The organism is Phycisphaeraceae bacterium (genome assembly GCA_019636735.1).
In the GTDB taxonomy this organism is placed as follows: domain Bacteria; phylum Planctomycetota; class Phycisphaerae; order Phycisphaerales; family SM1A02; genus VGXK01.
Map to the genome: position 1 here is coordinate 212,536 of JAHBWY010000005.1, position 12,760 is coordinate 225,295.

Annotated in this window: 6 protein-coding genes and 1 CRISPR repeat array (1 of these 7 cut by a window edge); of the genes, 5 read left to right on the forward strand and 1 reads right to left on the reverse strand. The window is 63.7% G+C overall.

The window, feature by feature from the left end; all coding sequences use genetic code 11:
* Nucleotides 1–737: 737 nt before the first annotated feature.
* From KF724_08915 to KF724_08935, 5 genes are read left to right on the forward strand one after another with little or no spacing between them, the layout of a single operon-like run.
* The gene (locus tag KF724_08915; protein ID MBX3355806.1) at nucleotides 738–3,653 is read left to right on the forward strand and encodes a DEAD/DEAH box helicase; all 2,916 of its coding nucleotides are present in this window, start codon (nucleotides 738–740) and stop codon (nucleotides 3,651–3,653) included.
* Complete coding sequence (csx17, locus tag KF724_08920) at nucleotides 3,650–6,409, forward strand: type I-U CRISPR-associated protein Csx17 (protein ID MBX3355807.1); 2,760 nt, start codon at nucleotides 3,650–3,652, stop codon at nucleotides 6,407–6,409. Before KF724_08915 ends, csx17 begins: the two co-directional genes overlap by 4 nt.
* The gene (cas7u, locus tag KF724_08925; GenBank protein MBX3355808.1) at nucleotides 6,406–7,422 is read left to right on the forward strand and encodes a type I-U CRISPR-associated protein Cas7; all 1,017 of its coding nucleotides are present in this window, start codon (nucleotides 6,406–6,408) and stop codon (nucleotides 7,420–7,422) included. The genes csx17 and cas7u overlap by 4 nt, the downstream gene beginning before the upstream one ends.
* A 4-nt stretch (nucleotides 7,423–7,426) precedes the next feature.
* Nucleotides 7,427–8,968, forward strand: coding sequence for a type I-U CRISPR-associated protein Cas5/Cas6 (gene cas5u6u, locus KF724_08930; protein ID MBX3355809.1), 1,542 nt, complete (start codon nucleotides 7,427–7,429; stop codon nucleotides 8,966–8,968).
* A 7-nt stretch (nucleotides 8,969–8,975) separates the two neighbouring features.
* Nucleotides 8,976–9,179 carry an integrase core domain-containing protein gene (locus KF724_08935; protein MBX3355810.1) on the forward strand — a complete coding sequence of 68 codons (204 nt, stop codon included), beginning with the start codon at nucleotides 8,976–8,978 and terminating at the stop codon, nucleotides 9,177–9,179.
* Between the two features lie 48 nt (nucleotides 9,180–9,227).
* On the opposite strand, the gene KF724_08940 is transcribed toward KF724_08935, so the two are convergent.
* Complete coding sequence (locus KF724_08940; protein MBX3355811.1) at nucleotides 9,228–10,343, reverse strand: Fic family protein; 1,116 nt, start codon at nucleotides 10,341–10,343, stop codon at nucleotides 9,228–9,230.
* Nucleotides 10,344–10,547: 204 nt separating this feature from the next.
* Nucleotides 10,548–12,760: a CRISPR direct-repeat array (repeat unit 35 nt; unit sequence CTTCAATGGGGCCGCTGCTTTGCAGCAGCGGAAAG) (it continues 1,486 nt past the right edge of the window).

Here is a 12,760-nt window from a genome sequence, read left to right on the forward strand (position 1 = left end):
GAGGATTGCACGTGCGATCTCATGGTCCAGAATGTGGTTCGCATGAACCTACACGGATCCGGAGCTTGCAAGCGCGTTTGCGGGGATTCTCATGAGGCATTGGAAACAAGGCCAGGGCGCGACCTGCAGGACATGTGCAATATGGCGAATCGAGCAAGGAGCAACTCCCTAATGTGGAAGGCAAGGGCGCGGGCCGGACTGACGGAGGCGTGTGCTGCGCGTCAGGGTGTCTTGATCGCATTCGTTCAGTGTCAGCTTTCGCAACCGGTGCGCGGCCACCGAGATCTATACACATTGCAGGCCTACGAGCCACCGCAAGCACAGCATCATGTGACAATACGGACATGGACCTTGAGTTTCGACGGGAGCAAAGGCTGCACGAGGCAGTTTGCCACGCGCTCTGTGCTAGCGCTGACGAAAGCAGCATGGCGGGCTCCTGGGGCTCTTCATCACGACGAGCAACAGCGAGCGTCGCGGTGGCCGCGGGTGTTGAGGACGTCGATCGATGATGGCCCGAACACCAGAGTGCAGGGAGCCAACTGCTTCAAGAAACCCGAAGACGCTCGGCACCAACTGCGATCGTGGCGCCGATCGTGGCGCTATGCAGACGTTCGGTGCGGACTCACGGCTCACTGCACGAACAGCCGAGCTCTGATACTCCATCCGATCGCGGCACATCACGGCTTCGCCCGCTCCGAGGTCGGCATGAGCGGCTGTGGGCCTGCTGGAGGCGTGAGGTGACGACCGCCTTCGACGCCTTCTTTGCGAACGTAACCGGTCATCGGCGACATGAGTGGCAAGCACGGCTGGCGCAGCAGGATGACTGCCCGAATCTGCTCATTCGCGTTCCCACTGGTTTCGGCAAGACCGCAGGCGTGACAGTCGCGTGGCTCTGGAACCGCGTACACGAGAAGAACGAAGCCTGGCCGCGACGCCTCGTCATCTGCCTGCCAATGCGCACGCTGGTCGAACAGACGGAGCGGGCGGTCACCGAGTGGATCGATCGTGCCGGGCTCGATCCAAAGCCGAGCGCACACGTTCTTCTCGGTGGGTTGTCTCCCTCGGATTGGCATCTCGAACCCGAACGGGATGCTGTGCTTATCGGGACCCAGGACATGCTTCTTTCTCGCGCGCTCAACCGCGGCTACGGGTCGGGTCGAGCGCGCTGGCCGATGGAGCACGGGCTGCTCAATGTTGATTGCCTCTGGATCATGGACGAGATCCAGCTCATGGACGTCGGGCTGGTGACCAGCGTGCAGCTCCAGGGATTCGCCAACACTGAGGAGCGCGACAAGAAGCTACCGCGCCCTCGTCGAACATGGTGGATGAGTGCGACGTTGCAGCGCGACTGGCTGCATCGTGCACCAGCGTTGATCGATGCTGATTCGCTTCCGATCGTCGAGCTCGATCCGATTGAGCAGACTGGTCCTCTTTGGGCGGTACAGAAGCCGTTTCGTGTGGAGCATGTGCCAGCGGTCGACGATGGAATGGGTAAAGCGTGGGCCGAGATCGTCGCCAAGTCCCACGAGGCGACGCAAGGTGGCCTCACTCTCTCAATTGCGAACACGGTGAAGATCGCGCTTGCACTGCATGCGGCGCTTGAGAAGCTCAAGAAGCAGAGAAGGCTCTCCCAGGATGTGGACCTTCGGCTAGTCCACTCGCGGTTCCGTGGCGCGGAACGGAGACTGTGGGCCAGAGAGCTTCTCGCCCGCTCACAGTGCGGGGCGGGCAAGAACCGGATCATCGTTGCGACCCAAGTGGTTGAGGCGGGCGTGGACATTTCGGCCGATGCCCTGGTGACCGAGCTGGCACCGTGGGCGTCCCTCATTCAGCGGCTCGGACGCTGTGCGCGATACGGTGGCAAGGGCGAGGTCGTCGTGATTGACCGGGGTTACGCCGACGACAAGGCGGCCGCCCCATACGAGCTCGCGCAGCTACGAGCCGCTGCTGAGGCCATCATGCTGTTGGACGGGGACGCGGGACCGCCAGCGTTGGACTGCTTCGAGAAGAACCAAGCGGCGAAGCCAAAGGAGGAGAGCATGCTGCCTCGCCTCTACCCCTATGCGCCGCTGCACATTCTCACACGGCGGGAGATGCACGATCTCTTCGACACCGGGCCGGACTTGACCGGTGCGGATGTTGACATCTCACGCTTCGTCCGCGAAGGTAACGACCGCGATGTAACGGTTTGGTGGTGGCCGGTGCCCGAAGGACGGGCCCCGCATCTCCGCCTCCGTCCTTCACACGATGCGCTTTGTCGCGTTCCGGTCGGCGACGCACGGACATGGCTACTCGCAGGCCAGCAAAGCGACGACGACAGTCAGTTGCCTGTGCCGGAGGAATCGACTCTCAGTCCGAAGAATGTGCGCCCGCGCGCCTGGGTGTGGAGCTACATCGAGGGTGAGTGGGAGCGTCTCGAGGAGCGCCACATCTATCCGGGGCAGACTATCCTCGTCGATGCAGCCGGGGGTGGGTACGACATGCGGATCGGCTTCACTGGAAAGCCGAGCGCCGTTCCCGTCGAGCCCCAGCATGCGCGGGCGATGAACGCCACGGACGCTGCCGACTCTGCAGACGAACTGGAGGATCTCAGCGAAGGCCTCCTCGATAGCCGCTTTCAATACAAGACCGTCGCGACGCACGGAACCGAAGTCGCGCGTGAAGCAGCGCGAGCTGGCTCTGCGCTTGGCCTCAGTACTGAAACTGTACGGGCACTGGAGCTCGCGGGGCTGGTGCATGACATCGGAAAGGCGCATCCGGCGTTCGCGGGCGCGATCAGGGACCGAAACGGTATCTCGCTCGACACGCCCCTGGCGAAGGCGCCCAAGGGCCGTTGGCACGGCGTTCGGCACATGTACGATCACAGCCCGCTCGGGAAGCGGCCCGGGTTTCGCCACGAGTTGGCTAGCGCCCTCGCGCTTTTCGATCTGGTGTGGCGTGCAAGCCCTACGCACCCTGCGCTTCAGGGCGGGCGAGAGGAGATTCTCAACGCCACCGTCGGCCGAGCCCTGCCGGAGGACGATGATCGGATCCAGGAGCCGTCGGGGATACTCGCTGCACTCGTCGCGCTAGACGAGACCTCCCTCAACCTGGTCATGTACCTCGTCCTCTCGCATCACGGGAAGGTCCGTGCAACCTTACCGATGGGCGCGCGCGACCAGGAGAACGTCGGCCAGGATGGTAGCTTGCCAATACGCGGCGTAAGAGACGGCGACGTAATCCCGGCGCTCGGGCTTGCGGACGTAACGGCTCAGGACTTCCGTCTTCCTCAGGCGACGCTGCGACTCGATCCGGCGAAGCTTGGCTTGTCGCAGCGCTATGGCCCGAGCTGGGTCGAACGCGTGCTTGGACTGCGCCGTTGCTACGGCGGGTTCCAGCTCGCCTGGCTGGAAGCGCTCCTGCGGGTTGCGGACGTCCGCGCATCGCAGATAGCCCAGCCGCGGGATGCGCGTCTCTCTCAGGATCTGGTGGAAGTGGCACCCACGCCGGAAGCGCCGGACCGCGACGTTGACCTTCGACAGTGGATCGAAGAAACGGTAGCCGCCGCTCAGCCGCAGGTGAACACTGCTGCAGGTGGTCGCAAGACGAAAGTGCGGGCCGCACCAAGAGCGGCGCGAACTCCTGCGCGGCGCGGCGCGCGAGGCACTTCATGACGAAGCCTCACGTCCACGAACTGACAGGCCTGAAGCCTGACGCGCTCGCGACGTATCTCGCAGCCCTTGGCGTCATCCGCCTCTTGGCGGAACAGAGGGACGCGTCCGCACGCGGCTTCTGGCGCGACGAGCATTTCGTCCTAGTTACCGAACTCTCCTGGGAAGAGGTGCAGCGGTTCTTCCTGGAGGACTACGAGCCAACGCCGATCTTGGCGCCGTGGAACTTGGAAAGCGGATTCTTCTCGTTGAAGGGACCGGACGGCAGTGTGGGCACAGATGAAGCGGCGCCAGGAACATCCGGCAGCGACGAGGAGGAAATCGACAACGCCGCGACCGGCGATTCGGAGACCGACGATGGCGATGAGGGAGAGGACGATGCGGAACGGGCGGTCGGCGATCCAGTACTGGATGCCTTCGCGGCGTCGTCTGCGCCTCGCCTGGCCCCTTTTCGAAGTGCGATTGAGATCGCGAGGGCGGCCATCCCGGAAGAGGTTCTCAAGGCGGAGGAGGACGCGCGGAATGTTCATGCCGACATCCGCGAGCGAGTGGACGCAGAGTGCTCGGCACACCAGGACGCATCGCGGAAGCTCGAAGATGCGAGTTCACTCGTCTCGCGGTTGAAGGCAGACGAAGAAGTGAAGAAGTCTGCAGCCAAGGGCTCGGCGAAGTCGTCGCCCGCTCGCGAGGAACTCACCCACGTTCAGGAGCTGCTCAAGAAGGCGAGAGAGGAGGAAAGGAACGCTCGCGCGGAGCTGAAGGCCTGCGAGAAGCAACTCAAGGCTGCCGAGAAGCAAATCAAGAAGGATGTCGAACTGCGGGCGCGTATCGTCGACGCGAAGAAGCGATTTACGGCCGTCCAGAAGTCCACGAAGGCACGGCTGATAGCCGGCCTTCGCGCGCGCTGGAGTGAGCACGGGCAGCAATGGGTGGACGCAGCCGTCGCGCTTGACGAGAGACAGAAGAAGGGGTTCGAGTTCACGTCTCTCTTTGGCTCCGGCGGTAACGATGGCCGCATGGAGTTCACGAAGAACTTTCGTCAGCACCTCCACGCGCTCTTCAATCTGAACACAGGTGAGCCCTTGGATGCCGCTGGCGATAGACTGCTCGCCGCGGTTTTCGGGGCGACGACGAATCTCCTGCTGAACAAGGCCGTCGGCCAGTTCTTTCCGGGACGAGCCGGAGGCACGAACATGGGCGCGGGTTTCTTCGGCGGCGCTGCGGTGAACCCCTGGGAATTCGTGCTTATGCTCGAGGGGGCCATCGCGCTCGTTGCGGGCATGAGCCGTCGCGGGGACGTGGGCCGGGCCCGCGTCTCGTCGCCCTTCTGGGTGGAAGCTGCCTCGGCTGGCTTCGGAAGCGCGTCGGAGCTTGAAGGGTCCCCTCGAGGCGAGCAGTGGCTGCCGCTTTGGGGGCATCCACTCGAGTATGGCGAGCTGGTCGAGTTGATCCGCGAAGGTCGTGCTCAAGTCGGGCACCTTCAGACGACGAAAGCCGGCGATCTCGTGCGCGCCGCCGCGCGACTTGGGCTTGCGCGTGGCATTGAGGCGTTGCAGCGTTTCGCGTACCTCGAACGCAATGGCCAGTCGAATCTCGCCGTATCGGCGGGTCGCTTCCGGGTCGCATCTCGCTCTCATCAAGCCCTGCTGGAGGAGGTCGCACCTTGGATCGATCGCCTTGTCAGGTACTCCAGGCGGACGAAGGACAACAACGTGCCGCTCAGCCTCGGCGCAGTCGCTCGCCGAGCTCAGGAGGCCCTCTTCGCGGTATGTCGGCACGATGCGACCCCGACGGAATGGCGGGAGTTGCTCGTCGCACTTGGTGAAGCGGAGTTCGCGCTACTGCGTTCAGGAAAGAGTCCGGCGCGGCGACCTCTGCCTAGGTTGAGCTGGGCTTGGATAACAGCCGCGGATGACGGCTCCTCGATCGGCCGAACGGTGCTCCGTCTGGCGCTCTCACTCGCATCGCAGCACCGCCCTCCCGGAAACGATGGCACCGCGATCCAGGACTCGATACGGGGGCACTTCCTCCCGGTCGACGAGACTAACCGGGATTGGCCTCGATTTCGGCTCGATGCGCGTGGGCGAGCCGAGCGCGATCCCGAGCTCGTGTGCCTGGGCCGCGATCTGGTCACTGACGCGATCGCGCTGGTACGACGCCGCTCGATCTGGGCCCGCACGTCAGATCTTGAGCGGGACAGGGCCCCGCAGCTTCCGCTTTGGGCGGCCGGCGCGTGCGAGGTAACTCTTGAGGAGGTCGGAGCGTGGGTCCGAGGTGAGGTGGCTGACGCTGCCGTGTACGCGCTCGCGCGCCCGCTGCTCGCCCTGGACTGGGATGCGATTCACAAGGAACAGTTGGGCTCCCAGCTGCCCGCCGTCCCCGGTGGAGTGCCCGAGCCGCTTCACATGTTGCTCCGCCTCGCTCACCTCCCCTTCGACATCCCCATCGAGGGACCAAACGGTCGACCTGAGGTCGCGGTCACGGTCCGCCTCGACCCGGAGCCACTGCGGCGGCTCGCGGCAGGAGATCTAGACGGCGCGTTGAGAGTCGTCGTTCGACGCCTCGGCGCGAGCGGGCTTCGGCCCGTCTTCCGACGCGGTGTCGCGCGGCCCGGACTGGTGCGTCGCCTGGCAGCCAGTCTGGCATTTCCGATCTCACAAGCTGGTGTGTCGCGTGCAGCTAGGCTCGTGTGCAAGCCCTACGAAAAACTGAAACCTGAGGAACACTTGGCTGCCCAAGCCGGAGGAGCATCATCATGAGCATCGATCTCACATCACTCGACAACCATCACGATCTGCTGTTCGAAGTCGCGCTCAAGGTTCGGCAGGGGCATCGGTTCCAGCCCACGGGCTTTCCAGACCTCGGGGCGGCCGAGTTCGAAACTCCGAACGGCAGATCGCTACTCGTCGAGTCTGCGCAGAGCATGGCGAACTGGCTGGAGAAAACCTGCTGGGAGGACGATGTCAACGATCTGAAGGAGGAGCTACGCGGCCTCAGTTATGTGAAGGTGATGCGGGAGGGCAAGTACCTCACTAGTTCCATCACCGATTCGCATCGGCTCAACAGCCCGTATATCCTCGAGAGCAAGGACAAGACATTCTTCAACGCACTTAAAGGGGAGCTCGGCGCACTCGACAAGGGGCCGATCGACCGCAAGTTGCTGGCACAGAAGCTCCTCAAGTATGATGCCAGCTCGCTTGTTCATGGTGTCTTCCTGGCCAAGGAGCAGCTCGCGGGCGGACGACTGCGAGTCGCGCGGGCGCTGATGGCCTTCATCGAAGCAGACGGTGTGAAGGTCGCCCCCTCAGGTGGATCGAAGCAGGATCATGTCGATCCGACCGGCAAGGCATTCGGGCAAGGCGGCGCCGAGAAGGGGTTCGGGCATGTGCCATTTCCTCGTGACGAGTACACCGCGGAGAAGATCACGCTCTACGCGAGCATCGACCTCGCGCAGATCCGCGGCTACGGCCTCGACGCGGACGCCACCAAGATGCTGGTGCTGCTGGCCCTCTTTAAGTTGCGCGCCTTCGTGGACAGCCCGATGCGGCTCCGCACAGCCTGCAGCTTCGAACTCAAGGACGTCGGTCCCATCGCCAGCAAGAACGTGACGGGGTTCCGTCTGCCGGAGCGGAAGGAGATCGTCGGAGAGGGGAAGGACGGGACCTGGTCGGGTGAACTGCCCGAGCTGATCCGCAAGCTCGGGGTCGGCAAGGATGACAAGCCGGAGAATGCGGAGAAGATGCGGATGACACCGGTTGTTTTCACGGTCTGAGCGAGTGGAGACGATGCTGCGCCTCCGTTTCGACTTCCCCGCTGGCCGCTACCACGCGACGCCATGGGGGCACCATGTGAACGAAGGGCTCGTGGAATGGCCACCGAGCCCTTGGCGCATCTTGCGTGCACTGCTCGCGACGGGGTACACAAAGCTGGGCTGGCAGCAGGTTCCCGCTGAGATGCGGCGGCTGGTCGAGGCGCTCGCCGCGAGCGAGCCGACCTATTGGCTGCCCCGCGCAACGAGCGGCCACACTCGCCACTACATGCCGGTCAAAGGCTGGAAGAAAGGCGTCCAAAAGACGAGCCTCGTGATCGACGCCTTCGTTAAACCTGCCGGCCCGCTATGCATGGTGTGGCCCGCAGCGCTAACGGAGGATCAGCGCGCCCTTCTCGCGCAGCTGCTGTCTCGTCTCGGCTATCTTGGCCGCGCCGAATCTCGAGTCACAGCTAGACTGTCGTCCGGTGATGAAGACCTCCCTGACCTAAAAGTGTCGACGCGACGCGTGGACGCCGACGACGAGCCAGTGCGGTTGCTTGCGCCCGTCGCTAGCAACGAGTACGACGCCTGGCGCCGTGACTCGCCCAGCGCGCCCAACGATGTTATTGCTGCGCTGCAAGTCGATACGACCACGCTCCAGCGTGAGGGATGGAACTTCCCGCCCGGCGCCCGCGAGCTCATCTATTGGCGTCCAGCGTCCGCACTTTCTTTCGCTTCCGCTGCAGACATGCCGGCCAGCGCGACGCGAGATCGCGATGATACGGCGCTGTTTGCACTCTCGACCGACAAGAGGCGCGATGTCCTTCCGCTCATGGAGCGAGCACTCCCGACGATGGCTCTCTTCAGGCGTGCCCTGTTGAGCCAGGTCGGCGATGAACAGCAACTTGGCCGATGCCCAGAACTCACAGGGAAGGATGGCGAGGGGCAGCCTCTGCGGTGCGAGCATCGCCATGCCCACTTCATCCCGGTGGCGTTCGACGCTCGAAGCCCGCGGCGCATCGATCATGTGCTGGTCCATGCCCCGATGGGTTTTGGTCCGGTTGCAGAATCTGCGCTCCGTCAGCTACGAAGGACTTGGGCTAAGGGAATGGATGACATTGCGGTCACTCTCATCGGTATCGGGACGCGATGCTCATTCCGAACCGTGGGGCGTGAGCCGATAGCGGAGCTCGGATCGGGCGCGACATGGGTAAGCCGTACGCCCTTCGTGCCACCACGCTTCCTCAAGTCCCGCGGGAGGGACTCCTTGGAAGAGCAGATACGCTCCGAACTAGAGCACCGCGGCCTTCCCCGTCTCATTGCGGCCCCCACTATCGCCGCGCCATCCGACACGAGCCGAGCCGGGAAAGATGCACGATGGTTCAGAGCCTTCGCTCGCACGCGCCAAGGCAACGGTGGGACGGCACCGGCTGGAGTGTTCCATGTGACGCTGACGCTAACGCGTCCGGTTGAAGGTCCGCTCTGTCTTGGATGGGGCAGTCACTTCGGCCTTGGTGTGTTTGCGCCGGCGGCGGATGGCATAGACCCGCAACGGACGGCTTCGTGACGAATGTCTGAACCAGGAGCTGTTCGGAGATGTGCGGGAGGCGCGGGTGGTGATCGGAGACTTCCGGGCTGACTACAACCTGCGGCTCCCGCACTCGTCGCTTGGCTACCTGACTCCGGCGGAGTTCGCGGCGTGTTCGCGTGGGGAGTCGTCGCTGCGGCTCGCTTCGCTCGCCTGCGCTCCGCCTCCCCACGCGACGGCAACGGAGTAATCTGACCCCTGGACCCTCACTCGACCTGGTACGAAGAACCCCGGCAGGTCACTTTACATCCTCGGCCTCGCCGAGCCTGTAACTGGTGCTCCTACCGCCGCCGGGGTTCTGGACCAGGATGCCGCGCTCCAGCAGTTCCCGGATATCGCGCAGAGCGGTATCCGGCGAGCATTTTGCCAGCTTCGCGTACTTCGAGGTCGAGAGGAACCCCTCGAATCCGTTCAGCATCCGGTTGATCACCAGCCGCTGCCGGTCATTGACAGGTCGCCGGTTGATCCGCTGCCACATGCGGGCCTTGTTGAGGACGGCGCCAAGCGTCCCATCCGCGCCGTCGATGGCGCGATCAAGACAGCCCAGGAACCACTCCAGCCAACTCGTGATGTTCGCGTCGCCGCGCTGCGCCGACTCCAGCCGCAGGTAGTAGTCCTTTCGATCCGCCTCAATCTGCGACGACATGCTGTAGAAGCGGTCCCGCGTACCGTCGGCGCGCGTGAGCGCCATGTCGGCGATGGCCCTGGCGATGCGCCCGTTGCCGTCCTCGAACGGGTGGATCGTCACGAACCAGAAATGGGCAATCCCGGCTTTCAGCACCGGGTCTATCGCCGGCGACGCATTGAACCACTTGATGAGGCGTGACATTTCTGCTTCAAGACTGTCCGCCGCCGGCGCCTCGAAGTGCACCTTCTCCCGGCCCGTCGGCCCGGAGACGACCTGCATCGCCCCGGATTCCCTTTTCCTCCACGCCCCAACGGTGATGCGGTTCATGCCGCTTCGGCCGGTTGGAAAGAGCGATGCGTGCCAATCGAAGAGCCGCTTCTTCGTCAGTGGCTTTTCATAGTTCCGCGTGCCGTCGAGCATCATCTCGACGACGCCCTCGACATCGCGGCCCGCCTTCGGCAGTCCCGCCACATCGAGCCCCAGCCGCAGCGCGATCGACGAACGGACCTCATCCGGGTTCAGCTTCTCGCCCTCGATGGCGGAGGACTTCACCACATCGCTGGTCAGGACGGCAAGGCTTGCTTCGGCTCGCAGGTCGAACCCCAGGGCCTCCATCTTGCCGAGCAGGCGGCCCTGCTTGTGCCGCACGGCCGCCAACTGGCTGGCGAGGGCCTCGCCGTCCCAGGTGAACTCGGGCCAACCCGGCTTCTCGTGGATGTACGCCATGTTTCTCCGCATATCGTGCGGTGATTGTACCGCCCAATCGCCGCAAGGGCAAGTCATTTGCCGCAACATGTGCGGTGAATATGGCCCTAATTCGCCGCAGCAGCCCCTGACCGCGTTGATTGAGCTGGAGACGCGGGCCCTCTCCCGCTCCAGGCCTCACCCTCTACCCCGCCCGGTGCTCTTCATGGGCGAGCCCGGCTCGGGGCTTCAATGGGGCCGCTGCTTTGCAGCAGCGGAAAGAGCCCAATCGCGGCAAGCTGCTGCGACATGAGTTGGCTTCAATGGGGCCGCTGCTTTGCAGCAGCGGAAAGTACCTCGACCTCATCACGCCGGACAACAACCCGAAGCTTCAATGGGGCCGCTGCTTTGCAGCAGCGGAAAGAGGTCGAGCGGCTCACCGAATCGAACGAGACGAGGGGGCTTCAATGGGGCCGCTGCTTTGCAGCAGCGGAAAGGCCGAACTGCATGTGCTCCGTGCGTCACGCGCCGAGCTTCAATGGGGCCGCTGCTTTGCAGCAGCGGAAAGAATCGGCTTGGAGGCCCATCCATGTCCAATCAGGCGCTTCAATGGGGCCGCTGCTTTGCAGCAGCGGAAAGCACATCGCAGACTCCGACCCGCACCCGCAGTACCGCGCTTCAATGGGGCCGCTGCTTTGCAGCAGCGGAAAGAGCCCATTGGCCATTGCTGCCACCTGAATGAGCCGCTTCAATGGGGCCGCTGCTTTGCAGCAGCGGAAAGCAGAACCGCGACGGCCGATCGTGACGCCGTGATTACTCCTTCAATGGGGCCGCTGCTTTGCAGCAGCGGAAAGCATGAGCGTCCGCCCGATGGCCAGATCGAGGTCACGCCCTTCAATGGGGCCGCTGCTTTGCAGCAGCGGAAAGGACGACAGCGATCTGACGCACCCGATCTCTGACGCTCCTTCAATGGGGCCGCTGCTTTGCAGCAGCGGAAAGGACGACAGCGATCTGACGCACCCGATCTCTGACGCTCCTTCAATGGGGCCGCTGCTTTGCAGCAGCGGAAAGCTTTTCGCCGCCGATGTCGTCGGCGAACCGGGAGGCCTTCAATGGGGCCGCTGCTTTGCAGCAGCGGAAAGGATACTGCTTCGTTCACCTTCCGGGCGTCCAGTCCACCTTCAATGGGGCCGCTGCTTTGCAGCAGCGGAAAGGAAAGCTGTGGGGTGCTATCGGAGGGTGGGATGAGCCCTTCAATGGGGCCGCTGCTTTGCAGCAGCGGAAAGCTCATTCCGCCACCCTAACGCTACCTTCGCCGCGCGTCCTTCAATGGGGCCGCTGCTTTGCAGCAGCGGAAAGCACTCCATCTCGTAAGCGTCGCCGCCCGTGTCACCCCTTCAATGGGGCCGCTGCTTTGCAGCAGCGGAAAGCGTTCGCGCGGCAGACCGTCACCCGCGGCTGGTACCTTCAATGGGGCCGCTGCTTTGCAGCAGCGGAAAGGGAAAGAACGCGGAATCAATGCGGAATCAACGCGGCCTTCAATGGGGCCGCTGCTTTGCAGCAGCGGAAAGGTCCCAGCCCTCCGTCGCAATGCCCACGTTGCACAAGCTTCAATGGGGCCGCTGCTTTGCAGCAGCGGAAAGGCTCGCGGACGTCGAGCGGTCGATGGACGAGTTGACGCTTCAATGGGGCCGCTGCTTTGCAGCAGCGGAAAGGCCATGAAGATCACGAACCAGAATCGGACGCCCGCAGCTTCAATGGGGCCGCTGCTTTGCAGCAGCGGAAAGAAGAACTGACCGGGAAAGAAGGAAAGAAGGTAGAGAGCTTCAATGGGGCCGCTGCTTTGCAGCAGCGGAAAGGCCACCAACTCCTGAACCGGGATCTTGAGCGAGTGCTTCAATGGGGCCGCTGCTTTGCAGCAGCGGAAAGCGGGCCACTGGCCGATCGTCGTACTTGACATTGGCGCTTCAATGGGGCCGCTGCTTTGCAGCAGCGGAAAGTGAGCCGGGCATCCGGCTGCGGCTCATCGAGGCCGAGGCTTCAATGGGGCCGCTGCTTTGCAGCAGCGGAAAGGCACACGGAGCCGCGCTTGCATCCATCGAGCGGACGCTTCAATGGGGCCGCTGCTTTGCAGCAGCGGAAAGGCCGAACTGGTGCGCGAGTTGAAGCCGCGGTTGCCGCTTCAATGGGGCCGCTGCTTTGCAGCAGCGGAAAGCCGTTCACGGTTGACGATACGACGCTGGCCGATGCCGCGCTTCAATGGGGCCGCTGCTTTGCAGCAGCGGAAAGACTACCTCGACTGGTGCGAGCCTGACGAGCCCGACGGCTTCAATGGGGCCGCTGCTTTGCAGCAGCGGAAAGCCCCCGGACCGACACGGGGGCAGAGGGGAGCACGATCGCTTCAATGGGGCCGCTGCTTTGCAGCAGCGGAAAGCGGAAGGGGGGCGGGGCGTGACTGA